This is a genomic window from Exiguobacterium sp. AB2 (assembly GCF_000696055.1).
Taxonomy (GTDB): Bacteria; Bacillota; Bacilli; order Exiguobacteriales; family Exiguobacteriaceae; genus Exiguobacterium; species Exiguobacterium alkaliphilum.
The window spans coordinates 21,579-46,344 of the sequence record NZ_JNAA01000077.1 but is presented as its reverse complement, the minus strand read 5'-3'; the positions used below and the strand labels follow the sequence as shown (position 1 = coordinate 46,344).

30 protein-coding genes and 1 pseudogene are annotated in these 24,766 nt (G+C 53.7%); 25 read left to right on the top strand and 6 right to left on the bottom strand.

From position 1 onward, the window contains the following. Window positions 1-51 precede the first annotated feature (51 nt). From DI14_RS10460 to DI14_RS10405, 13 genes are all read left to right on the top strand, one after another. Window positions 52-597, top strand: a complete 546-nt coding sequence (locus tag DI14_RS10460) for an RNA polymerase sigma factor (RefSeq protein WP_034808295.1) — start codon at window positions 52-54, stop codon at window positions 595-597. Then, entirely contained in the window at window positions 594-740 is a 147-nt protein-coding gene (locus DI14_RS15475) for a hypothetical protein (RefSeq protein WP_160165650.1), read from the top strand. Before DI14_RS10460 ends, DI14_RS15475 begins: the two co-directional genes overlap by 4 nt. A gap of 20 nt (window positions 741-760) precedes the next feature. Beyond that, window positions 761-1,333: a hypothetical protein gene (locus DI14_RS10455; protein WP_152545901.1), complete on the top strand. Its 573-nt coding sequence runs from the start codon at window positions 761-763 to the stop codon at window positions 1,331-1,333. A 92-nt stretch (window positions 1,334-1,425) separates the two neighbouring features. Next, window positions 1,426-2,556 (top strand): Fic family protein, encoded by a 1,131-nt coding sequence (locus DI14_RS10450; protein ID WP_034808290.1) that lies wholly within the window; start codon window positions 1,426-1,428, stop codon window positions 2,554-2,556. 46 nt (window positions 2,557-2,602) lie between these two features. Beyond that, on the top strand, window positions 2,603-3,253 hold the full coding sequence (locus tag DI14_RS10445) for an SIMPL domain-containing protein (RefSeq protein WP_034808288.1): 651 nt from the start codon (window positions 2,603-2,605) through the stop codon (window positions 3,251-3,253). Continuing rightward, entirely contained in the window at window positions 3,250-3,672 is a 423-nt protein-coding gene (locus DI14_RS10440) for a hypothetical protein (protein ID WP_034808286.1), read from the top strand. The genes DI14_RS10445 and DI14_RS10440 overlap by 4 nt, the downstream gene beginning before the upstream one ends. After that, the gene (locus tag DI14_RS10435; RefSeq protein WP_034808284.1) at window positions 3,669-4,568 is read left to right on the top strand and encodes an SWIM zinc finger domain-containing protein; all 900 of its coding nucleotides are present in this window, start codon (window positions 3,669-3,671) and stop codon (window positions 4,566-4,568) included. The genes DI14_RS10440 and DI14_RS10435 overlap by 4 nt, the downstream gene beginning before the upstream one ends. 72 nt (window positions 4,569-4,640) lie before the next feature. After that, complete coding sequence (locus DI14_RS10430) at window positions 4,641-5,111, top strand: flavodoxin family protein (protein ID WP_034808283.1); 471 nt, start codon at window positions 4,641-4,643, stop codon at window positions 5,109-5,111. Window positions 5,112-5,219: 108 nt separating this feature from the next. Continuing rightward, entirely contained in the window at window positions 5,220-5,621 is a 402-nt protein-coding gene (locus DI14_RS10425; protein WP_034808282.1) for a hypothetical protein, read from the top strand. 77 nt (window positions 5,622-5,698) lie between these two features. Continuing rightward, window positions 5,699-6,811 carry a M14 family metallopeptidase gene (locus DI14_RS10420; RefSeq protein ID WP_034808281.1) on the top strand — a complete coding sequence of 371 codons (1,113 nt, stop codon included), beginning with the start codon at window positions 5,699-5,701 and terminating at the stop codon, window positions 6,809-6,811. 78 nt (window positions 6,812-6,889) lie between these two features. Next, a complete protein-coding gene (locus DI14_RS10415) occupies window positions 6,890-7,690 on the top strand; it encodes an alpha/beta fold hydrolase (protein WP_034808278.1) in 801 nt (266 codons plus the stop codon). A gap of 249 nt (window positions 7,691-7,939) precedes the next feature. Beyond that, window positions 7,940-8,368 carry a CBS domain-containing protein gene (locus DI14_RS10410; RefSeq protein WP_021066516.1) on the top strand — a complete coding sequence of 143 codons (429 nt, stop codon included), beginning with the start codon at window positions 7,940-7,942 and terminating at the stop codon, window positions 8,366-8,368. Between the two features lie 63 nt (window positions 8,369-8,431). Further along, entirely contained in the window at window positions 8,432-8,827 is a 396-nt protein-coding gene (locus DI14_RS10405; protein ID WP_034808276.1) for a DUF2251 domain-containing protein, read from the top strand. Window positions 8,828-9,262: 435 nt separating this feature from the next. On the opposite strand, the pseudogene DI14_RS10400 reads toward DI14_RS10405, so the two are convergent. Next, window positions 9,263-10,410: pseudogene (locus tag DI14_RS10400) on the bottom strand (MFS transporter). 12 nt (window positions 10,411-10,422) lie between these two features. Here DI14_RS10400 and DI14_RS10395 point away from each other — a divergent pair. The 3 genes from DI14_RS10395 (at window position 10,423) to DI14_RS10385 (ending at window position 12,220) form a co-directional block, all read left to right on the top strand. Beyond that, window positions 10,423-10,749: a helix-turn-helix domain-containing protein gene (locus tag DI14_RS10395; RefSeq protein ID WP_021066521.1), complete on the top strand. Its 327-nt coding sequence runs from the start codon at window positions 10,423-10,425 to the stop codon at window positions 10,747-10,749. A gap of 80 nt (window positions 10,750-10,829) precedes the next feature. Further along, a complete protein-coding gene (locus DI14_RS10390) occupies window positions 10,830-11,333 on the top strand; it encodes a cupin domain-containing protein (protein ID WP_034808274.1) in 504 nt (167 codons plus the stop codon). Next, on the top strand, window positions 11,330-12,220 hold the full coding sequence (locus tag DI14_RS10385) for an aldo/keto reductase (protein ID WP_034808272.1): 891 nt from the start codon (window positions 11,330-11,332) through the stop codon (window positions 12,218-12,220). Before DI14_RS10390 ends, DI14_RS10385 begins: the two co-directional genes overlap by 4 nt. A gap of 50 nt (window positions 12,221-12,270) precedes the next feature. Here DI14_RS10385 and DI14_RS10380 read toward each other — a convergent pair whose 3' ends face one another. Further along, window positions 12,271-13,965, bottom strand: coding sequence for a M3 family oligoendopeptidase (locus DI14_RS10380; RefSeq protein WP_034808270.1), 1,695 nt, complete (start codon window positions 13,963-13,965; stop codon window positions 12,271-12,273). Between the two features lie 206 nt (window positions 13,966-14,171). On the opposite strand from DI14_RS10380, the gene DI14_RS10375 reads away from it, so the two are divergent. Together DI14_RS10375 and DI14_RS10370 are read left to right on the top strand one after the other, a co-directional pair. Further along, a complete protein-coding gene (locus DI14_RS10375; RefSeq protein WP_024370518.1) occupies window positions 14,172-14,672 on the top strand; it encodes a PTS glucose transporter subunit IIA in 501 nt (166 codons plus the stop codon). A gap of 85 nt (window positions 14,673-14,757) precedes the next feature. After that, window positions 14,758-15,357: a helix-turn-helix domain-containing protein gene (locus DI14_RS10370; RefSeq protein ID WP_034808267.1), complete on the top strand. Its 600-nt coding sequence runs from the start codon at window positions 14,758-14,760 to the stop codon at window positions 15,355-15,357. 36 nt (window positions 15,358-15,393) lie between these two features. On the opposite strand, the gene DI14_RS10365 is transcribed toward DI14_RS10370, so the two are convergent. The 3 genes from DI14_RS10365 to DI14_RS10355 all read right to left on the bottom strand — a co-directional run bounded on the left by DI14_RS10365 (window position 15,394) and on the right by DI14_RS10355 (window position 17,956). After that, window positions 15,394-15,819 carry a hypothetical protein gene (locus DI14_RS10365; protein ID WP_034808265.1) on the bottom strand — a complete coding sequence of 142 codons (426 nt, stop codon included), beginning with the start codon at window positions 15,817-15,819 and terminating at the stop codon, window positions 15,394-15,396. 63 nt (window positions 15,820-15,882) lie between these two features. Continuing rightward, the gene (locus DI14_RS10360; RefSeq protein WP_034808264.1) at window positions 15,883-17,076 is read right to left on the bottom strand and encodes an ABC transporter permease; all 1,194 of its coding nucleotides are present in this window, start codon (window positions 17,074-17,076) and stop codon (window positions 15,883-15,885) included. After that, entirely contained in the window at window positions 17,066-17,956 is an 891-nt protein-coding gene (locus DI14_RS10355) for an ABC transporter ATP-binding protein (RefSeq protein ID WP_034808260.1), read from the bottom strand. The genes DI14_RS10360 and DI14_RS10355 overlap by 11 nt, the downstream gene beginning before the upstream one ends. Window positions 17,957-18,073: 117 nt before the next feature. Between DI14_RS10355 and DI14_RS10350 the strand changes: the two genes are divergently transcribed. Together DI14_RS10350 and DI14_RS10345 are read left to right on the top strand one after the other, a co-directional pair. After that, the gene (locus DI14_RS10350; RefSeq protein ID WP_034808258.1) at window positions 18,074-19,018 is read left to right on the top strand and encodes a VOC family protein; all 945 of its coding nucleotides are present in this window, start codon (window positions 18,074-18,076) and stop codon (window positions 19,016-19,018) included. Continuing rightward, window positions 19,015-19,614: an alpha/beta hydrolase gene (locus DI14_RS10345; protein ID WP_034808256.1), complete on the top strand. Its 600-nt coding sequence runs from the start codon at window positions 19,015-19,017 to the stop codon at window positions 19,612-19,614. The genes DI14_RS10350 and DI14_RS10345 overlap by 4 nt, the downstream gene beginning before the upstream one ends. Before the next feature lie 2 nt (window positions 19,615-19,616). Here DI14_RS10345 and DI14_RS10340 read toward each other — a convergent pair whose 3' ends face one another. After that, window positions 19,617-20,111, bottom strand: a complete 495-nt coding sequence (locus DI14_RS10340; RefSeq protein ID WP_034808254.1) for a hypothetical protein — start codon at window positions 20,109-20,111, stop codon at window positions 19,617-19,619. A 255-nt stretch (window positions 20,112-20,366) separates the two neighbouring features. Between DI14_RS10340 and DI14_RS10335 the strand changes: the two genes are divergently transcribed. From DI14_RS10335 to DI14_RS10315, 5 genes are all read left to right on the top strand, one after another. Further along, window positions 20,367-21,422 carry an acyltransferase family protein gene (locus DI14_RS10335; RefSeq protein ID WP_034808252.1) on the top strand — a complete coding sequence of 352 codons (1,056 nt, stop codon included), beginning with the start codon at window positions 20,367-20,369 and terminating at the stop codon, window positions 21,420-21,422. 74 nt (window positions 21,423-21,496) lie between these two features. Then, window positions 21,497-21,832, top strand: coding sequence for an Asp23/Gls24 family envelope stress response protein (locus DI14_RS10330; protein ID WP_034808251.1), 336 nt, complete (start codon window positions 21,497-21,499; stop codon window positions 21,830-21,832). 199 nt (window positions 21,833-22,031) lie between these two features. Next, window positions 22,032-22,697 (top strand): beta-phosphoglucomutase, encoded by a 666-nt coding sequence (gene pgmB / locus DI14_RS10325; protein WP_034808249.1) that lies wholly within the window; start codon window positions 22,032-22,034, stop codon window positions 22,695-22,697. Window positions 22,698-22,913: 216 nt separating this feature from the next. Beyond that, complete coding sequence (locus DI14_RS10320) at window positions 22,914-23,327, top strand: hypothetical protein (protein ID WP_034808248.1); 414 nt, start codon at window positions 22,914-22,916, stop codon at window positions 23,325-23,327. 125 nt (window positions 23,328-23,452) lie between these two features. Next, the gene (locus DI14_RS10315; RefSeq protein WP_034808247.1) at window positions 23,453-24,511 is read left to right on the top strand and encodes a glycosyltransferase family 4 protein; all 1,059 of its coding nucleotides are present in this window, start codon (window positions 23,453-23,455) and stop codon (window positions 24,509-24,511) included. Window positions 24,512-24,766 lie beyond the last annotated feature (255 nt).

Here is a 24,766-nt window from a genome sequence, read left to right as displayed (position 1 = left end):
GACTTCATTTCCGGTCTATAAAGATGTAAGTACATCGAGAGGGGGATTCAATTGGACGATCAAGCGATTATCGATTTGTATTGGAGTCGTTCCGAGAGGGCGATTGAGGCGACGGCACAAAAGTACGGCGGCTACTGTCATACGATTGCCTATAACATTTTGCATAGTCGAGAGGACGCGGACGAGTGCGTCAATGACACGTACATGAAGGCGTGGCAAGCGATTCCGCCGACGCGTCCAATGCGCCTCGCCGCCTATTTGGCAAAGCTGGTCCGGAACGTTTCGCTCCATAATTATGAGAAAGCGAACGCCAAGAAACGAGGAGCCGGGCAAGTCCCGCTCATCGTCAGTGAGCTCGAGCACTGTCTTGCCTCCTCAGTCGCGACTGATTCAGAGGTTGTCGAGTTGTTGAACGAGTTTTTGGCCCAGTTGCCGCAAGAGACCCGACAAATCTTCATGGGACGTTATTTTCACTTTCAGTCGATTAAAGATATCGCGAAGATGCGCCAAGTGAGCGAGAGCAAGGTGAAAATGGTGCTGCTTCGGACCCGTAATGACTTGAAGCAAGTGCTCGAAGCGGAAGGGGTGGCGCTATGAACGGAGATCGGCTCACACGTTTGATGGGGGACGTCGATGACCGTTTCGTCGAGGAATCGATGGAAGTCGAGGATAAGAAAAAAGACATTGGCGTTGGATTGGCGGTCTCATCACAGCCGCCGCGGTCACACTCTTCGCCGTGACATGGGACGGCTTCAAAAAATTGATTCCGCTGTCGGACAGCTCGAGCAACATGTCGGTCGCATATATCGATGAAGAGGATATCGATGTCGGGATGTCGTCGGCCAACCTTGCCGAGATGAGTGAAGACGAGCTGTTCTCGAAATGGGAACCTGCGGTGGTACGGGGCGTCGTGCAACAGATTGACCACATCGAGCTCGACTTCAACGGACAAGCGGAATATCAGTCGATTGTGACGATTGGCGTGACCGATACTTACCAAGGTGTAGTTGAGCCGGGAAGCGACATCAACGTGCTCACCGTCAGAGGTGCCGGTTCCGAAGTGCTCCAGTCGGAAGCGTCCGTCGTCTCCGAGCTTCGTCTTGGTATGGAAGGGATTTTCATCGCGGTTCCATATGACGACACGTTTGTTTGGAAGCAGAATGGGGCGACGCTCCAACTGAGCGACATCAGCGACTATGGTTTTCCGGACGGTGAGCGTTACATGTTCTTGAACACGGACGAAGGGCTCGTCTTCAGTCGAGACGCCTATCCGTCGCTACGTGGCGCTGAAACACTTGATGACATAGAGGTGTTCATGATGACTAAGTTTTAGTAGATCATGTTTTATGACTATTTGATTTTTAAAAGATGATGGATTATTATTAAGTCAATATTATAATAAATATGACTTAAAGGATGAGTGTCATGGTGATACAAGGATTAACCAAATTACCTGTCAAAATAGAAATCACACAAGCCATCAAACTACTGGAACGGTTGGCGCATGTGAATACGCTACTTGGAAAACTCGATGTTGAATTGACGCATTCGAAAGCAAGCAAACAATTGATGCAACTCTTATCGCTTCAAGAGTCTGTGGAATCAACGAAAATCGAAGGGTCACAAGTGACATTCACTGACATGATGGAGTCTTCGCTAAAGAAAAGTGACGATTCCGATATCATTGAAATTCAGAACTATATGAGAGCCTTGCAATTTGGTTATGAATCTGTCGAAAATGGTTATCCGGTGACGACGCGATTGATCAAGCAGTTACATGAGATTTTGATGAAAGGAAGTCGAGGCGAAGTCAGTTCAGCCGGTGAGTTCCGTAAAATTCAAAATTTCATCGGGCCGACGAATCGATTAGAAGATGCTTCTTACATTCCGGTAGAGGCTCATTTGATTAACGAATACATGGAGAACTTAGAAAAATTTATCAATACGGATTCTTACGGACGATTGCTACCGCAGAACCATTTAAAGTCAGACGGCTATGTCATTAACGAACAAGCGGCTCCACTTCTTAAAACAGGAATTATGCATGCTCAGTTTGAATCCATTCATCCGTTTTTGGACGGGAATGGACGTTTAGGACGGATTCTAATTGTGCTTTATCTCCTGCAGCAAAAAGCGATCACGCATCCCATCTTCTTTGTGAGTGAAGAACTTGAGAAAGAAAAGGCCCGCTACTACGATTTGCTCAACGGTGTCCGTGGAGACCGGTCGGATTGGGGAAAATGGTTACTGTTTTTCGTTGATGCTTCAGAACGAATGGCGACAAAGTTATTGGATCAATTGAATAAAGCCAATCGCTTGCTGACAGAAGGTGAGCAACTAATTGAAAACGAAGCGGAACGGAAACTATGGATTACGAGCTTTGAACAACCGATTTTGACGGTGGCGAAAGGTGTCGAAATGACGGGCTATTCACCTAACACGGTTCGGAAAGCACTCCATCAACTTGTTGACAAAGAACTCTTGTACGCCTCGAACACAGAGCGGAGAAATCGTAAATATCGAAATTATGCGTTATTACGCATTTTCGTGAACTAAAAGCAGTATGCCGTTTTGAATCGCGAGCAATGAAGGGGGAAATCATATGGACCGCACAATCACTGTCAAAGGTACGGGAAAAGTATCGGCCATGCCCGATTTGATTGTCGTGAAAATGGAGTTGACGTCAAAAGCTGTCCGTTATGAGGAGACGATGAACGGGGCGGCGCTCGCCGTCACACGGCTCCATAAAGCGATTGAGCAGGCCGGTTTCGCAAAGACGGATTTAAAGACGACCGACTTCTCGATTGACACGGACTACGAGAGCTACCGGGACAAGCAAGGCAACTATAAATCGCGGTTCCGGGGTTATGTCTGTCAGCAGAAGACGAAACTCGAGTTTCCGCTCGATACGAAACAGTTGTCCGCGGTCATCGAACACGTCAGCAACTCGCTAGCCGAACCGAAGCTGTCCATCTCGTTCACAATCAAGGATGCGGATACGATTCAAGATGAACTGCTCGCGAGTGCGGCGGCGAACGCGCGCCATCGGGCCGAACTGTTGGCGAAAGGAGCCGGGGCGTCGCTCGGCGAATTGCTTCAAATCGATTACACGTGGGGCGAGCTCCATCTTTATTCACCGACGCGTCTCACGCTCCATGACGAGGTGCTCTTCTCAGAGGCGGCGATGCCGGAACTCGAACCGGACGAGATCGACTTGAACGACTCAGCGACGTTCGTCTGGGCGATTCGATGAGGCGCGTCATCGGATTGGTGCTATTGTTGCTGTCCATCTCCTTGTCGGCCCAAGCGTTGTCGTGGGCGTATGCGTTCGTCGTGTTGGACGGACGAGTGTATGAAGTGATGGATGTTGCCGTATTGGAGGGCGATTTGGGTGAAGTCGTCGGTGAGGTGAAGACGTTGGCGGACGATATGGACGGCAGCTATTACGGGGACGCCTCGAACATGTATCCGATTGGGACGACCTATCGAAAAGTGAACGGGGAAGCGATTGAGAACGTGCTCGCGGTCGAGGACGAGTCGGGGTGGAAACGGGCCGAGTATAGGCATGACGCCCCGTTCAGCATGCGTGACCATTTGGATAAGGTGGCGTATGCCGCCCTAGGAATTGGGGCCGCATTGTTCATTTTCAGTAGAGTGAGGAAACGACAATGAATTTATATGATTTTGTAGACCATATACCAAATCGCGTATTGGATCGTGGCTATGAATATTGGCTCGATGGTCGGGTCGTCGTGGAGTCAGAACGAGAATCGACATATTATCTTACAGCGGAAGGGTCGGAAACATACGAACTCCTCATCACGTTATCAGGTATTGATATTGTCGATTCGTCTTGCGATTGTCCATATACGAAAGGGCACTGTAAACACGAGGTCGCCGCATACTTTTTGTTGCGGGAAAAGGTGGCAGCGCCTTCAAACCGTAATGTGAGACAACAACTCCAAAAGTTAACGAAACAACAACTTGTCGATCTCATCGTGGGGCTGGCGAATGATCCAGAACTGTATCCGCGAATCGCGCGTTCGTTTGATACAAGTCATAAGTCGTTCACTCAAGTTATCAAAGAAATGCGACGTCGATTCAGTGAAAAATTTCCTATCTTCGAACTTGATTATACTTCGTTGTCGAGCTTCCAGTCGTTCGTTGATGCACGAGTTAGTGATGTACTCATTGTTCAAGATCATGAGATGAGGTTAAAACAAGGCATCGCGTTGATTCTCGGAATGTCAGACTATGACTTTGAAGAGTTGAGCGAGATGAGTCTGGAGACGGCAAATGAACTCGATCCGGCTATCTGTTCTGCTATCAACATGCTATCGAATGATGTGGTGTATCTCGAACTATTAAATGTCTTGAAGTCGGTAGATACATGGAACTGGGCAGATTTACATCTAGAAATTCTGAAATCACTCACGTTTGAGATGAAGGACGGATTAGATGTGTTGCGCACATATATCGAGACGTACCGCGAGACCGAAGCGGATGATTATGAAGTCGAGGAGTTAGAGGTGCTTTTAAGGATTATTGAGAAAAGAAGAGATTCATGATGAACGCTTCACCATTAAGGGAATAGTTCTGTGTAGATAACAGAGGTCGTTCGTTTATGGGAGGGAAATCGCATGAAAATCCTCATCATCTATGACTCGATGTACGGTCACACGGAAAAAGTCGCCCATGCCATCAAAGACGGATTCGGGGAACTGCATCAAGTCAGGGCCGAACAAGTCGGTCACATCGGGTACGGGGACTTGGCGAACTTGGACTTACTCGTCGTCGGTTCGCCGACGCACGGCGGAAGGGAGACCGAGGACGTCAAGACGTTCTTAGACGGCATGTCTGACCATGCGTTACGCGGGATGCGAGCCGCTGCGTTCGATACGAGCATGGCCGAGGAAGACCAGGGCTTTTTCGTCGGGAAGATTGTGAAGTGGTTCGGGTACGCCTCGACACGAATCGAACGGTCCCTGCTTGAAAAAGGCGCGGAACCGGTGTTGAAAGAATCGTTCCTCGTCCTTGGGAAAGAAGGTCCGCTGAAAGACGGAGAACTTGAACGGGCTCGTAACTGGGCCAATCATTTGTTTGAGAATTGAGTAAACGCATTCCAAACGGAGTGCGTTTTTTCTGTGGAGGAAGAGTCGAATGGTTTCGAAAACGGGTAAATAGAAGTATGGCTTTTTCTCTAAATAGGAGGGAGAACGATGAAAAAATGGGAACGTGATGTCCTCGTCGGTTGGATTGTCGTTTTGCTCATTGTAGTCGCCCACTATTTGATCACCATCTCGCTCGGGAATAGCTACTTCGCCGAAGCGACGTTGAACCGAATGCTTTGGTTCTCGAGCTTCCCTGCCTTCTTGATCGCATTTGGTGCGGCGTATTTCTTGAAGACCGGAACGCTCACGCTCGCCGTTCGTCGAGGCGTCATTTGGACGGCCGAACTGCTCGTCGCCTTCGCCGTCGTCGCCTGGTTCTTCCGCTCGTTCAATGCGTTGTTTGAGAGCCCGGGTGCGTATTGGTTGTTCGGTGCCGTCTTGCTCGCCCCGCTCGTCTACTTGTTCGAGTTCCGACGACAGCACCATAATCGAAAGGCTCGGACATATTAAGCGCCCCCGAAAGGAGGCGTTTTTAGCATGCGACGGAATGGGAATGGGATAACAGAAGAGACGAGGAGGGATGCAACATGAGTCATTATTTTTCAAGTTCCTATGAAGAGTCGCGCGAGAAGTTTCTCGGCTTGCTCGACACGGTGAAACACTATTACCCGAGCGCACGGTCGATGTCGCACACGATTGAAGAAGGCACGATCGACGTCATCATCGGGGAACCGCCGGGCTCGCGCGAGGCGGTGCTCCTCATGACGATCGGGGAGCACGGCATCGAAGGGTATGCGGGCGCGGCCGTGACGCATCAGTTCGTCGAGACACAGCTTCAACACGTCCGGCACGAATCGACCGGGATCTGTCTCATCCACGCCGTCAATCCGTGGGGGATGAAGCGTTTTCGCCGCGTCAACGAGCATAACGTCGATTTAAATCGGAACTACGTCATCGACCGGGAGTCGTTGCCGCGAAACGTCAACAAAGAGTATGAGGTGATGCGTCACCTGTTCGTCCCGGACGGTGTGATTGACGACTATCATGAAGCCCGCGAGCACATCTACTCGTTCCTCGGCTCCGGTATCAAGCTCGACGGGTTCGAGGCGATGAAGGAAGCGAAAGGGATGGGGCAGTATCAGTTCCCGAAAGGCGTCTATTACGGCGGCGATGCCGATGAGCCGTCGGCCACCTTTATAAAAGAAGTGCAGCACGACCTGCTCGAGCGCTACGACCGGGTCGCCCATATGGACTGGCACACCGCGCTCGGCCCGACGAACGAAGTGACGATGGTCGTCAGTGAACGGGATGGCCGTGACGTCGACACGTTGAAACAGACATACGGGCTAACGAACGTCCAAACGTATGATCCGCAGGACGTGCTCGGGGATTCGACGAACCATTTCTACTATGTCCGCGATACCCACTATCCGGACAAACGGCTCGTCTCGGCGTTGTTCGAGTTTGGTACGTTCGGGACGTCGACGAAAGCGACGATTCGCGAATTTTTGACAATCATTCTGGAGAATCGCCTCTATTTCGAAGGGACGAAAGACCCGACGGCGCGTAACGAGATTCGTAAAGAATTTATGGCCATGTTTTATCCGGAAGATGCGGCGTGGCGCGAAGCTGTGCTCGCGGAAGGGGCGAAAGCGGTCGAGCACGTCTTACGGGCCGAGGAGCTGTGGCGCGCGCGTTGACAGGTTTTCACTTCCACAGAACGGGAAAAGTCGCTTGTGGGCAACAACGGCTCAACACGAATCATCGGAGGTCATACAATGGGGAACTATATTACGGCACATGACGGGACAAACATTTATGTCGACGACGTCGGCACTGGGGAAGCGGTCGTCTTCTTGCACGGCTGGCCGGCGAACAACAACATGTTCGAGTATCAGAAGAATGCGCTACTCGAGGCAGGTTATCGCTACGTCGGGATTGATTATCGCGGCTATGGGAAATCGGATGCCCCGGCGACGGGCTACGATTACGCGACGATGGCGTCTGACGTGCACATGGTCGTCAACGGGCTCGGGGTCAAGGACTTCACGCTCGTCGGCTTCTCGATGGGTGGCGCGATCGCCATCCGCTATGCGGTCGACTACCCGGACGACGGCTTGAAGAAATTAGTGCTCGCCGGAGCCGCCGCGCCGGTGTTCACACAACGTCCGGACTATCCGTACGGGATGACAAAAGAAGAAGTCGACGCGTTGATTCAAGACACGTTACAAGACCGCCCGAAGATGCTCGAAGGGTTCGGGGAGATTTTCTTTGCAAAAGAATACTCGAAACCGATGCAAAACTGGTTCCATCATCTCTCGCTCGTCGCATCGAGCCAAGGGACAATCGCTTCGGCGAAAGCGTTGCGTGATGAAGACCTACGAGACGATTTGCAACACGTCGCGGTCGAGACGCTCATCATTCACGGTGTCCATGACAAAATTTGCCCGTTCGAGTTTGCCGAGGAGATGGAAAAAGGGATCCCGAACGCACGCATCGAACGGTTCGAAGAGAGTGGGCACGGGACAGTGCTTGATGAGATGGTGAAGTTCAACGAGACGTTGTTGCGGTTCATTTGATGGGACAAGGCGCCTGATTTTGGGCGCTTTTTTTACGTAACGAGACGGATAGCACAGTTTTATTTCGGGTATACATAATGTGGGAGACACGTCGTCGGATTTGCTCATCCGGCAAGCGTTTTCAATCAGAATGGACAAATCGATGAAAGGATGGTGAAACAATTGTGGGGAGCGACCATTTATTGCGGTCGTCCGCACGATTCATGGTACAATGATGGGGTGGATTAACAGATTGAGGAGAGATTTGAGATGAACATCGCTTTCTTTTTATATCCGAAAGAAGACGTCAAATATTTAGACCCGGAGTCGACGGTACGCCAAGCGCTTGAGAAGATGAAACATCACCGTTTCACCTCGGTGCCGCTCGTGTCCGAGAACGGCTTTTATGCCGGAACGATGACAGAAGGGGATTTACTCTGGGCACTCGCCGAACAGCTTCGCGGGGAAGAAGACTACGAAAAAGTGCTCCGGACACGTCTGAAAGATATCAAGCAACGCGTACGCTATAAACCGGTGGCGATCACGGCGCAAATCGAGGAGCTCGTTGATGCAATCACCGATCAAAACTTCGTGCCGGTCGTCGATGATGGCAAGTATTTCATCGGTATTATCCGGCGCCGTGACATCATCGAGTATTACTCGACGAAGTTGCAACAGCTCGAGAATAAAGTGAACTAAACGGGAAAGCCAAGTCGTCTCATGACTTGGCTTTCCTATTGTTCGCGATAAGGGGGATTCAAGATGAATGAGGAAGAAACGTTTGTGATTGAGTCGGCCTCACCAAACGAACGCTACGTCTGTGTCTTTGAGGACGACGGGGAGACGGGGTACGTTTATTTTTGCCCATTGAACGATGCGTTAGAGATGGAAGGGGTTGCGGATGCGCTCTGGATTTACGATCAAATTTCACCACCGATTGAAGCATGTGAAGAAGTCGGGTTCGCCTGGAACGACCGGTCATCGAGAGTCGCGTTCATCGTGGACGGAGAATGTTGGGGAATGCTCGACCTGGCTACGAAACGGAAGATGACTGCACCGCGAGAGGATAACGCTATCGTCTCGCTTTCGATTGAACTATGGGAAGCGGGTATCCCGGTGTCAGAGGGAGAGCCCCTCCAAATGAAGGTCGAGCGCTGACATTCATGAAAAGCTTATTGATATAAGCAGTCACCATCGCTTTGTCCATCTTCCTTCTATATGGCTACAATACGTTTGTTCCGAAGAACCTCCTGACATTCATGATTGGCCTTCCAATCTATGTTGGTATCGTTTTATGGGTCGTACATCTGTTTGAAAAAAAGCAGAACATGTCTTCACGCTGACATGAATGCAAGTTTGTCCGGAGAATGTTTACAAAGATTGGAGACAGGCGGCGAAGTACACGATAAAACGAGCGATACCGAAAGAGACGACTTTCCTATATGAGAAAGTCGTCTCTTTTTGGCGTGTTTCTTTTACGAAAGTGGCACGAAATGTGGAAGCATTCATTTTTTGAGCTCATCGATGACTGCGTCGGTCAATCGTTCTTCATCAAATCAAACAACAAATGGATGATTGATTATGATGTCCCGTTTATTTTGCCTTCAAACGACGTGAGACAGCGGTCAAGATAGCAGCGAGGATGACCATGAGACCACCAATCCATGGCGTATGGACGAGACCAATCAAGTCCGCGACGATACCGCCGATGGTCGCACCGAGTGCGATGCCGATGTTGAAGGCGGCGATGTTGAGCGCCGACGCGACATCGACCGCGGCCGGTACATATTTTTCAGCGAGTTGTACAATATATAGCTGAAGTCCAGGTACGTTCATGAAGGCGAGCAGTCCCATCAACATGATGGCGATGAGGCCCGCGACTTTGAACGGAATCATGAACGACATGACGACATGACGGCCGCGTGGACGATGAACATATAGAACAACGCCTTGGACGGGTTTTCATTGGCGAATTTACCGCCCGCCCAGTTGCCGATGGCGACGGCGATTCCGTAGACGAGCAGGACGATACTGATCAAGCTCGGGCTGATGTTCGTCACGTCCTGCAAAATCGGCGTCAAATACGTGAAGGCGACGAACGTGCCGCCGTAACCGAGCGCGGTGATCAAGAAGCCGAGTAGGATACGGCCGTTCGTGAGCAATTTCAACATATCCGAGAACTTCGCCGGCGGTGACTGCTTCAAGTCGTTCGGGATCAAGAAGAAACTGGCGATGATTGAGACGACCCCGAGTGCGGCGACGGCGAAGAACGTGGCGCGCCATCCGAACGCCTGCCCGATGAACGTGCCGAGCGGGACGCCGGTGACGGTCGCGACCGTCAAGCCGGTGAACATGAGGGCGATGGCACTCGCCTTCTTATGTGGCGGGACGAGTTGGACGGCGATGGTCGCCCCAATCGAGAAGAAGACCCCGTGAGAAAAGGCGGTGATGAACCGGGCGGCGATCAGCAGTTCAAAACTCGTCGACAGGGCGGAAACCAAGTTTCCGATAATAAAGACGACCATGAGTGTCATGAGTAGCGTCTTGCGATTCATCCGGTTCGTGAGCGCGGTTAAAATGGGTGCGCCGACGGCGACGCCGATCGCGTAACCGGAGATGATGAGACCGGCGAGCGTGATGCCGATATTCAAGTCACTGGCGATGGAGGCGAGCAGTCCGACCGGAACGAACTCGGTCGTCCCGATGCCGAAGGCGCTGATGGCGAGGGCGAGCAAGGCCAGCCTCCCGTTTTCATGCCATACAACATCCCGGTCGAGGCGACGCTCGACGTCATCGGCGGCAAATGGAAAGTCGTCATCATGTGTCATCTCATCAAAGGCGAACGCCGGACGAGCGAGTTGAAAAAGCTCATGCCGAACATCACGCAAAAAATGCTCACGCAACAGTTGCGCGAGCTCGAGGCGGATGGGGTCATCATCCGCACCGTCTATGAACAAGTACCACCGAAAGTCGTTTACTCGCTTTCGGACTACGGATGGTCGCTCCAACCGATTTTGGATGCGATGTGTGCGTGGGGAGAGGGACATATCGAACAGACAGGCGAAGACGTCATCTCCTAATCAATCGGTCGCACAATAGGGTGCGGCCGTTTTTTGTTGGCTCAACTCGGGTACAGTCACAGAGACAAGGAGGGGACAACATGGAAGTGAAAGCGTATCGATTTGAAGATGACGGTTCAATCCCGAACAACCCGTATTTTCCGGTGTTGTTATATAAAGAAGCGTTCGCCGAGACCGATGCCATCCAATCGACGTTCGAGAACAACGGTTGGGGCAACAGCTGGGTGAACGGGGTGTTCGACTATCACCATTATCACAGCAACACGCATGAAGTGCTCGGCGTGAAGTCAGGGCGGGCGACGGTGCAGCTCGGCGGGGCGACGGGGGATCTTGTCTCGCTCCAGGCGGGAGATATCTTGATTTTGCCGGCAGGGACCGGTCACCGCCGATTGGAGGCGAGTGAAGACTTCGCCATCGTCGGGGCGTATCCGGACGGACGCGACTACGACACGTTGACGGGGAACCCGGAAGAACGGCCGGACAGCGTGAATCGAATCGAAACGATTGCCAAACCGGAGACCGACCCCGTGTTCGGGACGGCCGGTCCGTTGCATACCGAATGGAACAAGGAGGAGACGACATGAACCGCATTCCACATTCATTGATTTTAGCGACCTTGAAGCAACAGGTCGTCACGTTACCGGACGGGCGCGAGGTACGTACGCTCGGACAAGGCACGTGGCGGATGGGTGACGACGACTCAAAACGAAAAGCTGAGATCGAGGCGCTCCAGACGGGGCTCGATTGCGGGTTGCACGTCATCGACACGGCCGAGATGTACGGGGAAGGGAAGGCCGAGTCGCTCGTCGGCGAAGCGATTCGAGACCGGCGCGACGACGTCTTCCTCGTCTCGAAAGTGTATCCACATAACGCCGGTGGCGACAAACTCGTGCAGGCGTGTGACGCCACGCTCGAGCGGCTCGGGACGGACTACCTCGACCTGTACTTGCTCCACTGGCGCGGCGACATCCCGCTTGAGGAGACGGTCGACGGGCTCGAGCGGTTGAAGGCGGACGGGAAGATTCGGGCGTGGGGCGTCTCGAACTTTGACGTCGACGATATGAAGGAACTGCTCGCCTTGCCGAACGGGAAACACTGTGCCGTCAACCAAGTGCTGTACCATCTCGGCAGCCGCGGCATCGAGCACGACTTGCTGCCGTTCCACGAAGAACAAGGCATCCCGGTCATGGCGTATTCACCGCTCGCCGAAGGAAGCGATGTGAAGGAGAAAATCTTTAACGACGAGACAGTGAACCGGATCGCCGAGGCGTATAGTGCGACACCAGCTCAAATTCTGCTCGCCTGGACGACGCGGAGCGGCAACGTCATCGCCATCCCGAAAGCAGGGCAGGCGGCGCACGTCGAAGAGAACGGCGCGGCGATGCTCCTCAACTTGAGCGAGGACGATTTAGATGCACTCGACGAAGCGTTCCCACCACCGAGCGGGAAAGAACCGCTCGATGTGATTTGACGAAAAAGCAGGTGAGACCACAATCGCGTGGTCTCACCTGCTTTATGTGTTTAGTTCGCGAGCGGATGCTTCAACAAATAGTCTTCAATCTGCTCGAGCGTTTCTTTCAACACGCCGTCCTCAAACGGTGACTTGAGCCCGGCCAATTCGACGAGCTCGAGGAACGAGCGGCTGCCGCCGGCTTGGCAGAGCGTGAGGTAATCGTTCCACGCCGCCTCGCGGTCCTCATGCATGCGTACCCAGAACTGGAACGCACACACTTGTGCGAGCGTGTAGTCGATATAGTAGAACGGGCTTTGGAAGATGTGGCCTTGTTGGTGCCACCATGCCCCTGACTCGAGATACGCGTTCTCCTCATAGTCACGGTGCGGGAGGTACACCTTCTCGAGGTCACGCCATGCCTGGCGACGCTCCGCCGCCGTCATGTCCGGATTCCGGTAGATGACGTGTTGGAACTCGTCGACGAGGACACCGTATGGGAGGAACGTGACGCTACCGGCGAGGTGATTGAACTTATACTTGTCGACTTGGTCGCCGAAGAACAGCTCCATCCATGGCCAACAGAAGAACTCCATCGACATCGAATGGATCTCACACGCCTCGTACGTCGGGAATGCGTATTCCGGTGTCTTCAAATGACGGCTCTCGAACACTTGGAAGGCGTGGCCGACCTCGTGCGTCAAGACGTCGATGTCCCCGGCCGTGCCGTTGAAGTTCGAGAAGATGAACGGGAGTCCTTCTGACGGGAGGTACGTACAGTAGCCGCCGCCTGACTTGCCCGGTTTTGCCGTCAAATCGAGGGCGCCGCGCTCTTGCATGTACTGGAAGAACGCATCTGTCTCATTCGACAGCTCCTTATACATCGTGTTGCCGCCTTCGATGATGAACGCTTCGTCGCCTTGCGGCGTGGCGTTGCCGTCCGGGAAGACGAACGACTCGTCGTAGTACGTGAGCGTGTCGACACCGATCCGTTTCGCTTGTTTCTCTTTTAAACTCGAGGCGAGCGGGACGATGACGTCACGGACTTGTTTCCGGAAGTTTGCGACGTTCGACTCGTCGTAGCCGACGCGTTGCATCCGGGCATAGCCGAGCTCGACGAACGACGGGAAGCCGAGGGTGTGGGCGATGTCGGTACGGACCCGGACGAGTTCGCCGTAGATGCGGTCGAGCTCTTCTCCGTTATTGCTTAAATATGTATAGCGTGCCTCTGATGCCGCTTTTCGTACCGAACGATCAGGGGACTGGAGGTATGGACCGAACTGGGACAAGTTGAGCGTCTTGCCGTCGAACTCGATCTGGGCGGCCGACATGACTTTCTGATAGCTCGTCGAGAGTCGGTTCTCTTCCTGCAGTTTCGGGATGAGCGACTCATCGAACGTTTTGAGCGCGCGTTCGGCGAGCTCGAACAGTTGGCTGCCCCATTCTTCTTCAAGTTGGCTACGCAGCTCGTGCTCAGTCAAGACGCGGTAATACGCCTGCACTTCTTTCTCGTACACCGGCAACGCATCGTCAAAGAACGTCTGCTCGGCCTCGTAAAATGCGTCGCGCGTGTCGACTGAGTGGCGAATCGCGACGAGTTGACTTTGCGTCTCAAAATCGTTCCGCTCCTTGTTGATTTGGCGAATGAGTTCGTTCGCTTCTTCGAGTGTGCTCGCTTGTTGCAATTCGACTGAATAGTCCGACAATCGGCTGTTTAGAGCGTCCAAGTCGGGCCGTGCATATGACAATTTTGTGAAAGTCGTCATTGTAAGCGCCTCCATGATGTGAAATTTTTATAAAGTGTAAAAAGGGCTTGCAAAAGCGATTGCACACTCGTATTCTTACGATGTGTAAACGAATTCGCACTACCTTAAGACTACTATACCGTTTCTAAGGTAGGGATTGAAGTGCGAGCTTTTCGGGTATAAAAGCTAAGACTTTGATTAACAGAACATGTTGGAGGGATTAAGCTATGGGATTCTTTAAAAAACTTTTTGGTGGTAAAGAAGAACAACTTAACGCGGTTTCACCGCTTACAGGAAAGGTCATCGACATCACGAACGTTCCTGACCAAGTGTTCTCACAAAAAATGATGGGCGACGGCATCGCAGTCGAGCCGACAGACGGCAAAGTCGTCTCACCAGTCAACGGGACAATCGCGACAGTGTTCCCAACGAAACACGCGATCGGTATCAACGCGGATAACGGTGCGGAGTACTTGATCCACATCGGCCTCGACACGGTCAACCTTAAAGGGGAAGGCTTCGAGACGCACGTGACAGAAGGCCAAGCGGTCAAAGCGGGCGACACGCTCGTCACGTTCGACCTTGATTTCATCAAAGCGAACGCGCCATCGACGATCACACCGGTGATCATCACGAACCACGACAGCTTCGCAGTGAACAAGCTCGTCGCAGAAGGCGACAACGTCACGGCCGGCTCGTCTGAAGTCGTCGAATTGACGAAGAAATAAGATGATTTTCTTGCTCGGAGGCAGTCGCTTCCGAGTATTTTTTTGTCGTTTCGGGAACTATAATGAGAGAGAGGGGGAGAGACACATGGATGGAAAGAACGCACCGTACCGGGGTTACGGGGATCGGATTCGGATTTTACGTGAGCGGGCCGGCATCTCGATTGAGGCGCTCGCCGACAAGCTCGGGGTCGCGCCGTACTTTATTCGCCGGACCGAACTGAGCGAAGTATACCCGACGATGCCTTACATAGAGGCGCTCGCCGAGGCGCTCCAGATTGACGCGAACTACTTGGCCCGCCACATTTGGACGGGAGAGTCGCTGAAAGTGCTCATGAAAGGGAAAGTCCCTGAAATCGAACAGATGCGACTCGCCTATGACGAGGCGATGCACGGCAAGTCGACCGAGGACATGCAGCTCGAGCTCGAGGCGAGGATGCGCATCTTTGATTTGATGCACGAGGAGGAGTTGCGTCGCATCTTCGCCGAAGACGAAGAACCGACGAACCATCACGCGCTCGAGGCACTCGTCGACGCCGTGCTCGACCTCGGCCGGGCCCAGGACACGTCAAACCGAATCGTCCCGTTCGCCCGTTACGTCGACCGGCTCGTCCCGGAGCAGTTCACCGAGAACTCGTTCCAGTACACGGAGTTCGGGGTCGTCACCAAATCGTATCGATTGCAATGAAAAAGCAGCCGTCCAAATTGGACGGCTGCATTTCGTTTAGCGCGACATGCGCGCTTCATAACGGACTTTCGGTTTTGTCCCGGCGAGTAAGAAGCCGAGCACGATGTTCAGAATCGTGAGCACCCATCCGACGTAACCGAACGTGTAGGCGAGGCTCGCGACCATCGTCTGCCAGTCGAGTAAGGAAGCGGCGTCACCTCGTACGGTGAAGCGGATGATCGTGAACCCGACGAGCGTCGTCGCCGTGATCAAAATCCCGATCCAGGCCCCACCGAACCGCGACGTCTGGGAACGCCGGCTGACCGGGTACCAGAACGCAAGCGTTCCGAGGAACGTACTTCCCGCATATGCGAGCAAGATTTGCCACAACGCATCGGCTTCCAAGAAGACGGTGTAACAGATAAACGTCGTGAGCGTCGTCATGAATGTAAAAATCAAAGCTGCGAGTAATCGTGATCGCATAGTTCGTTTCCTCCTCATTTTGCACATTCTTTAGAGTATACGAAAACGAAAATGCTGTAAACGTTATTGGCGATTCTGTAATATTTGTCTCCATTGTTTCAATGCGTTGTTTCCATAGAACAAGACGCCACCGCGATAGAATTTTGAGCCAATCCAAAGGATGACGCCAATCGAGCCGAGCGTGATCCCAATCGACAGGGCGACTTCCCATACCGGCACGTCGACGAGCATGACCCGGAGGAACATGAGCATCGGTGTGAAGAACGGGACGAACGACAGAATCGCGACGATCGGTGCGTCCGGATTATTCAAGCCGAACATGGCGGCGAGGAAACCAGCGACGAGGAGCATGATGACTGGCATCGTCATCTGTTGTGCCTCTTCGACACGGCTGACGAGCGAACCGAGAACGGCGAAGAGGGCCGCATACAGCAGATAGCCGAGCGCGAAGAACGTCAACAAGTAGAGGACGGCACGGGCATTGCCGGCGTTCTCAATGACGGACTGGGCCATCTCATTGCTCCGGGCGCTGAAGTAACCGAAGCCGAGGAAGATGCCGATTTGGAGCAACGCGAGCGTCCCGATGGCCGAGATTTTCGCGAGCATGTGCGTCACCGGGTGCGTCGTCGAGATGATGAGCTCCATGACGCGCGACGATTTCTCCGTCGTGACCTCGGTCGAAATCATCGACCCATACGTGATAATCGAGACGTAAAGGAGCATGAGCATCACGTATACGAAGGCGAACGACGAGAACAGCTCGTCGGAGTTCTCCCCGCCGCGGCCGAGATACGATTCTTCGACCGGGATCGGCTCGTTGAGGGCGGCGATAACGGCCGGGTCGACATTCGCCGAATCGATCAACTCGGCGTTCCGCACTTCACGGAGCGCCGTCTGAAGGAGTGTCGTGAACTCCGTCTCCGGACGTTCCGACAAGACGCGGGCCGAATAGCCGTCGATGAAGGCGACGACTTCGTAGTCGCCATTATCGAGTCCTTCTCGTGCCTCGTCCTCGGTGACGTTTGACGCCTCGACGTCTTCGTAGCCGAGCGACTGCATGACGGTGACAAGTTCTACGTTCTCCGTGACGAGGAGCGCCTCCCCGCTGTCCGTGTCCGCGAAGTTTGATAGGATGCGATCGATGTTCGTGAAACCGAAGATGAAGAGGATCGTCAACAGCGTCGAGATGAGAAACGCCTTGGAACGAAGTTTCGAACGTAACGTGAACGAGTAGAGCGGTCCGAAGTTATGAAACATGTTGGCCGACCTCCTTGATGAAGATGTCGTTCAGAGAAACAGGCTGGCGCATGAACGTCTTGACGGAAGCCCCCGCTTGGACGAGGGCGCCGAGCACGGCGTCACTGTCATCGAACGAGGCGAGGCGGACAAGGTGACCCGTTTTATGCGGTTCGACCGCGCGGACGACCGGGAGCGCCGTGACGACGTCGATTCGGTCCGTCTCAAGGAAGAGGTCTGGCTCTTCGTATCGGGACTTGATGGACGTCACGTCGCCGCTGACGACGGCGCGCCCACCCTTCAAGATGCCGATATGTTGGCACAGCTCCTCGACGTGCTCCATCCGGTGGCTCGAGAAGACGATTGTCGTCCCGGCGTCACGAAGGGCGAGCACTTCCCGCTTCAGAATTTCGACGTTCACGGGATCGAGCCCACTGAACGGCTCGTCTAAGATGAGGAGCTCCGGGTTGTGAATCAGCGCGGCGACGAGCTGGACTTTCTGCTGGTTTCCTTTTGACAGCTGCTCGACGCGCATCGTTTCATATTGAGGAATCTCGAGTCGTTCGAGCCACGACTTGACGGCTCGTTTCGCCTCGGCCGAGCGAATGCCTTTTAGACTTGCGAGAAAGACGAGCTGGTCGCGCACGGGCGACTTCGGATAGAGCCCGCGTTCTTCCGGCAAGTAGCCGACGAGGCGATGGTCGACGACACGCCCGTCCCACGAGATGTTGCCGTCGCTCGGTTTCAAGATGTCGAGGATCATTCGGAACGTCGTCGTCTTGCCGGCGCCGTTTGCTCCGAGTAACCCATACATCTCGCCTTTCGGTACGGTGAAGCTCAAGTCGTCGACGGCCGTGAAGTCGCCGAACTGCTTCGAGACGTGATCGATGTGTAATGTCATGTTTATACCCCCTTCAAAAAAGTGTCTACGCTTAGCGTACGCCTTCGTGAGCAAAAAGTTTCACATTTCTTCAAAAATGATTTATCTTGAAATCAAGATAAAAAAGGAGGACATGACATGACACTGCAATCAGTGGGCATCCATCACATCTCGGCGATGGTGAAAGAGCCGCAACGGACCATCGACTTTTACGGTGACGTCCTCGGACTCCGTTTCGTCAAACAGACGATCAACTTCGACGACCCGGGCACGTATCATCTCTATTTCGGGGACGAGGAAGGCGCGCCGGGGACGGCCATCACGTTCTTCCCAATCCCAGGCTTGAATCAAGGCAGCGTCGGCAGTGGGCAGGTCGGCGTCACGGCGTACCTCGTGCCGGAAGGGAGCCTCTCGTTTTGGGAAGATCGCTTGAACGCGCATGGCATCCAGACGGTCGCGACCGAACGGTTCGGGGAGCCATCGCTCTTGTTCGAGGACCCGGACGGCCTCGTCGTCGAGCTCGTCGCCCGAAAGAGTTCGAAACACACGAAATGGGTCGTCCCCGGCATCACGCAAGCAGAGGCGATCACCGGGTTTGCCGGGGCGACGCTCTTGTCGAAACATCCAGAAGCGACCGTCACACTCTTGACCGACCTGTTTGGTTTTAAAAAGGTAGGGGAAGATTCGGAATGGGTCCGACTCGTCGGTACGGCCGACTACGGCAATGTCATCGACGTGAAAAAGACCGTCCTCCCGAACGGGGTGCCGGGAACGGGGACGGTCCATCACATCGCCTGGCGCGTCACGGACGGAAGCGACTATGACAAATGGCAAGACGTCATCTTCGAGCGCGGGCTCCGCCCGACCGAGGTGAAGGAGCGGCACTATTTCCGCTCGGTCTACTTTCACGATGACGGGCGCATCTTGCACGAGCTCGCGACCGACGCGCCGGGCTTCCTCGTCGACGAGACGATGGAGTCGCTCGGTACATCGTTGAAACTGCCGGACTGGTTCGAGTCGAAGCGCGACGCCATCACGAAGACGTTACCCCCAATCACGATTCCAAAAGGAGAGATACTATGATTCATCAATTCATTAAAGGTACGACCGAGACGACGTTCGTCCTCTTACACGGTACAGGCGGGACGGAGCAGGATTTGATTCCGCTCGCGAAAGAATTGAACGCGGACGCCAACATTTTGACGCTCCGGGGCGACGTCCTCGAGAACGGGATGTCACGCTTCTTCCGCCGCCACGCGGAAGGTGTGCTCGACTTGGAAGATTTGAAGAAGCAGACGGAACGCTTCCTCGCCTTCCTCGACGAGGCGGCCACGGAGTATGGGATTGACCGCGACAAGATGATCCCGCTCGGCTATTCGAACGGGGCGAACTTGATCGGCTCGGCGCTCTATCGTCAGAACGCGTTCCACGCGTCGCTGTTGTTCCATCCGATGGTGCCGGACCGTTCGCTCACGCTCCCGAGCCTTTCCGGCGCGAACGTATTCATCTCGGCCGGGGAACGGGATCCGATTTGCCCGAAAACAGAAACAGAAGAGTTCACATCGACGCTCCGGACAGCCGGGGCGGACGTTGAACTCTTCTATCACGGAGGCGGGCATGAACTGCGGATGGAGGAAGTCGAGGCGGCCCGGACATGGGTCGCGTCATTCATCGGCTGACCTTACGCCATCTTCTTCGGCTTCGATGTCGATGGCCGAGAGTAGACGACGAGGACACCGCGGTCAATCAAATAGGCGGCGAACAGACGTTTCGCCTCTTCAGAACGGACAGTTCGGTCGATGTGGATATACAATCGGCCGAGCTTTTTTTGTGACGTGCGGGTGAGGAGCCAAATCGAGTCGAGCGTATATTCCCAGCTCTTCAGCGTATCGGGCCCGATGTAGAGGTAACGGTTCGCGGTGCGTTCGAGCAAGTAGTTGAGCCACCAGACGTCCCGGGCGAGCTTCATGACGACACCGGTCAAGAACGTGATGCCGATGAAAAAGAGTGTAGACAGAAACGGATGCATGGCGGTGAACCGGTCGCGCAACGGTTCGAAGGCGACGAGGAACAGTCCGACGGAAAAGGCGCCGATGAACCACCAGAATCCGAAGTTAGAGAATGATCGTTTCGGGTCGTGGACCATGTGATGGCGGTTACGGATGACGGAAGACATTCTCTACACCTCCTTTTTAGAATATTCAGACTATTTAGTAAAACTACTATACTATACATTACCCAAACTCGTCTATTTGAATACGCGGCAAACGTGCTTACACGTGAGCATTTTTTGAAGAAATCGCTTGCAACGGATGAAATGTGGGAATGATGACAGTGACGTCATCGTTTTTTTGTGAAATCGTAATTTCCGTACGCAGAAAAATCGACTATGATGGGTGAGGAAAAATTAGATAGAACTTGAGGAATGTTTATGCGAAACCATTGGTACGACAATATTAAAGGCGTGCTCGTCTTGCTCGTCGTCTTCGGTCACTTGCTGACCGATGTACGCGGCGCCTATGACGACCTGTTGCCGAATTGGATTTATTTGTTCTTATACACGTTTCATATGCCGTTGTTCATCATGCTGAGCGGTTACTTCTTCCGGGAGAACCGTTATTTGCGCGTCATCCAGCTGTTCGTCGTCTACGTCATCTGGCAAGTCATTCTCGGGTCGTGGTTCGCCTTCACCGAGGGTATCCCGCTTTTGTCGATTGACAATCCGGGTCTGAACGTCTTGAAGCCGTATTGGGCGCTCTGGTACTTGATGGCGATCATCATCTGGTACGTCATCACCCCGTACGTCACCCAGTTGAAAGGCTACGTCCTCTATGCGCTCTTGTTCGCGCTCCTCTTCGGCTTCCAAGCTGAGTCGACCGGCTTTTTCGCCTTGCGTAAGGTCATCATGTTTTATCCGTTCTTCTTAATCGGCAACTGGATGAGCGAGCGCAATACGTTGAACTTCTTCGAACTGCCGAAGCGGGCCGAGCAGCGCAACCGTTACCGACTCGGCGGAGCAGCCGTCTTCACGACGCTCACGCTCGGGTTGCTCGCCTCGATGAGCTTCCAGCGCACGGACGCGTTCTATCATGTCGGCAACTTGTTCAAGTTCCGCTTCGCCTACGAGACGGCTGTGCCGGAGGCGATTTGGAGCGGGCCGTTCGCGTTCCTCATCGTCTACACGGTGTCGCTCCTCATGGCGATCAGCTTCGCGCTCATCGTGCCGGGACGTGAGCTGCCGCTCTTCACCCGGGCCGGGAAGTATAGCCTGTACGTCTATTTGGTGCACGTCTTCTTGGTCGTCGCCTGGAAGGCGTTCATCCCGGCCGCGTTCATGCCGACGTCGTGGCAACAGCTCCTCGTCTTGTTCGGGGTGTCACTCCTCATCGTCGCGGTCATCATCAGCCCGCCGGTCGTGCGCTTGTTGCGCCCGCTCGTCGAGATTGACGTCCGCCGCGCGCAGGACGAACGGGCGACAAAGGCGTAAACCCTTTTCTAAACGAGCGTTTTCCGCTACACTTTAAAGTAGGGTAACGAAACTAGAGCTAAGGAAGTGACACCATGCCATACGGAAATGGAATGAACAGTACTGAAGGAGACGTCAACGTCTCACGCCACGTCGTGGAAATGATTGCCGCGGTCGCGGTGAAAGAGACGAAGCACGTCTCGTTCACACAGGAAGACACGAAGTTGTCGGAGCGTGCGCTCATGAAGCACGTGAAAGTCGACGAGACCGAGGAAGGCGTCGTCATCCAGCTTGCGGTCTTCGTCGCGTACGGCCAGTCGATCATCAAGACGGTCACGGCCGTCCAAGAACGCATCACGCAAGACATGGACACGATGCTCGCGATGACACCGCTCGCGGTCAACGTGAAAGTCGTCGGCATCCAATTATAAGGATCAAGAGAGGGGCGATGTGCTCCTCTTTTTATTTTTTTCTGCGAAAGCGGTTGCATAGATGAACCGATATCCGATATAATAGAAATCGAACAAGTGCAACCGTTTGCATCGATGACCAACGAGCAGCGGGTACTTGTCAAGTTCCCTAAATGTAGTCTGACGACAGAAACATTTGAAGGAAAGGCGGAAAGCATGTATGTCAACGATTGAAGCAGTCATTTTCGATTTGGACGGTGTCATCACCGACACCGCGGAGTACCATTACCTCGCTTGGAAACAACTCGGAGAAGAGCTCGGCATTCCCTTTGACCGTGAGTTCAATGAGACGCTAAAAGGCGTGAGTCGCACCGACTCGCTCGAACGCATCCTCGCGCTCGGCGGACGGCAGGCTGACTTCACACCGGCTGAAAAAGCGGAACTCGCGAACAAGAAAAACGAGCATTACGTTGAACTCATTCAGCACATCTCTTCTGACGATTTGCTCCCAGGCATCGTTTCATTCCTCGATGAAATCAAAGAGGCGGGACTCAAAATCGGAATGGCATCTGCTTCAAAGAACGCATTCGCGGTCGTTGACGCACTTGGTGTCCGTCATTACTTCGACCACATTGTCGATGCAGCAACTGTCGCCGATTCGAAACCACATCCCGAAGTGTTTTTGAAGGCTGCCTCTGCCCTTGGCGTGAAACCCGAACATGCCATCGGCGTTGAAGACGCAGCCGCAGGCGTGACTGCGATTAAAGCGGCAAACATGTTTGCTGTCGCCGTCGGGGACGAGTCGATGCTCGGTCATGCAGACCTCATCGTCTCTTCAACCGACGAACTCTCGCTCGGACGCATCCTCGAACGCGTCGGAGCGTAAAGACTACAATCATCTTCCGTGAGACGGCGACTGCCCCGAACAGTCGCCGTCTTTATTTAGGTATAAAGTCCCGAATAGACAGAAATGCCCAAAAACAGATGACAAGGACGTTACAAATCCGTTACACTTTTATATGGAAACAAGGAATTATTAGAAATTCTTGATTTAAAATAGGTAATCAAGGGTTTTAAATGGAATGTAGAAGGGGATTTGTGCATGGAAACCACGAACATCAACGAGCACATCTATCGGGAACTGATGGAGATCGAGGAGTCGTATCGACAATTGCAGCGCCGTGCTGAGTATTTGATCGCAGAACTGAGCCGGGACAAACGTGAAGACGAGATGATGCTCGATGCGACGAAACGGCTGCGTCCGCGCCGCGTCAACCAACGTTATCCGCTTGAGGTGTACGTCCATCAAGTGACGGACCTCTTAAAAGAACGGAAGACGATGAGCGTACGGGACATCCAAATGGAGCTCGAGCTCCGTTACCGGCACCATATCAGCAACATCTATCAGCTGATGGTGAAAATCGAGTCGGTCAATCCAGAGATTAAGAAGATTGGCCGCGGCCTGTATACATATGAAACAGCTGAGAACGTCACGACGGAACCAGCGCACGCATGACGGTAGCCCGACGAAGTACTCGTCGGGCTTTCTTGCTTGTAACATTTCTGATACGATTTCGGTGATGGGATTTATGCTATAATTCGCCAGAGTCTATTTTTTAACGAGAGAGGAACGGTTGGCCCATGTTATGGATTGCCATGTTGGTCAGTTTTGTGATGGCCATGTTGATCACGCCGCTCGTACGCCGCTTCGCGTACTTGATTGGCGCGGTCGACCACCCGAACGCAAGAAAAGTACATGTGCGGACGATGCCACGCATCGGTGGTCTTGCCATCTTCATCGCGTTTTTAATCGGTTACGCCCTGTTGCTCCCGGCGAGCCGATACAATGACGCCATCTTGATTGGTGCCGTCGTCATCGTCTTGACCGGCCTCATCGACGACCGGTTCCAGCTGTCGGCCCGCGTCAAGTTGATGGGGCAGATGATCGCGACCGTCGTCGTCCTCAACTCGGGCATGCGGATCGAGATGATCAACTTGCCGTTCGACCAACAGCTCTACCTCGGCTCATGGGGCATCCCCGTGACCGTGCTCTGGCTGATTGGGATCACGAACGCCATCAACTTGATTGACGGCCTCGACGGCCTCGCAGCCGGTGTCTCGAGCATCGCGCTCGGGACGATTGCCTTGCTCGCCATCATTCAAGGCAACGTCTATTTGACGATGATGGCGCTGCTCCTGCTCGCGAGCACGCTCGGCTTTCTCGTGCATAACTTTTATCCGGCGAAGATTTTCATGGGCGACACCGGGGCGCTGTTCCTCGGTTACATGCTCGCCGTGTTCTCGCTCATCGGCTTCAAGAACGTGACGCTGTTCTCGCTCGTCGTGCCGGTCCTCTTGCTCGGCTTGCCGATCTCGGACACGATTTTCGCCATCGTTCGCCGGCTCGTCCAAGGACGGCCGCCGATGTCGCCGGACAAGTCGCACATGCACCACCAACTGATTGATATGGGGTTCACGACGCGCCAAGCAGTGCTCCTCATGTACGGGATGACGCTCTTCTTCGGCATCGCCTCGATTTTGTTCGCGAAGACGACGATGCTCGGCGCGGTCATCACGTTCATCATCGTCTTGATTGTCATCGAGCTCATCGTCGAGTCGACCGAATTGATTCATCCGAACTATAAACCGCTCATTCAAACGTCCCGGCGCTTGCTCGGCCGAACGAAGGCGGCGGATTAAACAGGAAACGACCGTGGGAAGCCCCGCGGCAGCTTGTTGACTAACATCAATAAAATCGCTCGTCCTTCAGGCGCCCACGCTTGCCGCAGGCAATCCCGGAGCCGCATCGCGACTTGCGTCGCTGCTGGGTCTCCGTCGGATTGCGTTCCTGTTGGAGTCGGTGCGCCTTCGGACGAGCAACACAAACGGTCACCATCAGGCGGCCGTTTGTGTTTTTCTGAGGTCTTGATGGCCGAAGTAAAAGACCTCGTTTTC

Bases quoted from the DNA above. Each gene is read 5' to 3' on its own strand.
- DI14_RS10410 (WP_021066516.1), top strand. From the start codon at position 7,940: ATGAACATCGCTTTCTTTTTATATCCGAAAGAAGACGTCAAATATTTA.
- DI14_RS10380 (WP_034808270.1), bottom strand. From the start codon at position 13,965: ATGACGACTTTCACAAAATTGTCATATGCACGGCCCGACTTGGACGCT.
- DI14_RS10435 (WP_034808284.1), top strand. From the start codon at position 3,669: ATGAATTTATATGATTTTGTAGACCATATACCAAATCGCGTATTGGAT.
- DI14_RS10415 (WP_034808278.1), top strand. From the start codon at position 6,890: ATGGGGAACTATATTACGGCACATGACGGGACAAACATTTATGTCGAC.
- pgmB (WP_034808249.1), top strand. From the start codon at position 22,032: ATGTCAACGATTGAAGCAGTCATTTTCGATTTGGACGGTGTCATCACC.
- DI14_RS10360 (WP_034808264.1), bottom strand. From the start codon at position 17,076: ATGTTTCATAACTTCGGACCGCTCTACTCGTTCACGTTACGTTCGAAA.
- DI14_RS10370 (WP_034808267.1), top strand. From the start codon at position 14,758: ATGGATGGAAAGAACGCACCGTACCGGGGTTACGGGGATCGGATTCGG.
- DI14_RS10425 (WP_034808282.1), top strand. From the start codon at position 5,220: ATGAAAAAATGGGAACGTGATGTCCTCGTCGGTTGGATTGTCGTTTTG.
- DI14_RS10385 (WP_034808272.1), top strand. From the start codon at position 11,330: ATGAACCGCATTCCACATTCATTGATTTTAGCGACCTTGAAGCAACAG.
- DI14_RS10440 (WP_034808286.1), top strand. From the start codon at position 3,250: ATGAGGCGCGTCATCGGATTGGTGCTATTGTTGCTGTCCATCTCCTTG.
- DI14_RS10420 (WP_034808281.1), top strand. From the start codon at position 5,699: ATGAGTCATTATTTTTCAAGTTCCTATGAAGAGTCGCGCGAGAAGTTT.
- DI14_RS10390 (WP_034808274.1), top strand. From the start codon at position 10,830: ATGGAAGTGAAAGCGTATCGATTTGAAGATGACGGTTCAATCCCGAAC.
- DI14_RS10450 (WP_034808290.1), top strand. From the start codon at position 1,426: ATGGTGATACAAGGATTAACCAAATTACCTGTCAAAATAGAAATCACA.
- DI14_RS10335 (WP_034808252.1), top strand. From the start codon at position 20,367: ATGCGAAACCATTGGTACGACAATATTAAAGGCGTGCTCGTCTTGCTC.
- DI14_RS10345 (WP_034808256.1), top strand. From the start codon at position 19,015: ATGATTCATCAATTCATTAAAGGTACGACCGAGACGACGTTCGTCCTC.
- DI14_RS15475 (WP_160165650.1), top strand. From the start codon at position 594: ATGAACGGAGATCGGCTCACACGTTTGATGGGGGACGTCGATGACCGT.
- DI14_RS10320 (WP_034808248.1), top strand. From the start codon at position 22,914: ATGGAAACCACGAACATCAACGAGCACATCTATCGGGAACTGATGGAG.
- DI14_RS10365 (WP_034808265.1), bottom strand. From the start codon at position 15,819: ATGCGATCACGATTACTCGCAGCTTTGATTTTTACATTCATGACGACG.
- DI14_RS10350 (WP_034808258.1), top strand. From the start codon at position 18,074: ATGACACTGCAATCAGTGGGCATCCATCACATCTCGGCGATGGTGAAA.
- DI14_RS10375 (WP_024370518.1), top strand. From the start codon at position 14,172: ATGGGATTCTTTAAAAAACTTTTTGGTGGTAAAGAAGAACAACTTAAC.
- DI14_RS10430 (WP_034808283.1), top strand. From the start codon at position 4,641: ATGAAAATCCTCATCATCTATGACTCGATGTACGGTCACACGGAAAAA.
- DI14_RS10340 (WP_034808254.1), bottom strand. From the start codon at position 20,111: ATGTCTTCCGTCATCCGTAACCGCCATCACATGGTCCACGACCCGAAA.
- DI14_RS10445 (WP_034808288.1), top strand. From the start codon at position 2,603: ATGGACCGCACAATCACTGTCAAAGGTACGGGAAAAGTATCGGCCATG.
- DI14_RS10315 (WP_034808247.1), top strand. From the start codon at position 23,453: ATGTTATGGATTGCCATGTTGGTCAGTTTTGTGATGGCCATGTTGATC.
- DI14_RS10330 (WP_034808251.1), top strand. From the start codon at position 21,497: ATGCCATACGGAAATGGAATGAACAGTACTGAAGGAGACGTCAACGTC.
- DI14_RS10395 (WP_021066521.1), top strand. From the start codon at position 10,423: ATGCCATACAACATCCCGGTCGAGGCGACGCTCGACGTCATCGGCGGC.
- DI14_RS10355 (WP_034808260.1), bottom strand. From the start codon at position 17,956: ATGACATTACACATCGATCACGTCTCGAAGCAGTTCGGCGACTTCACG.
- DI14_RS10405 (WP_034808276.1), top strand. From the start codon at position 8,432: ATGAATGAGGAAGAAACGTTTGTGATTGAGTCGGCCTCACCAAACGAA.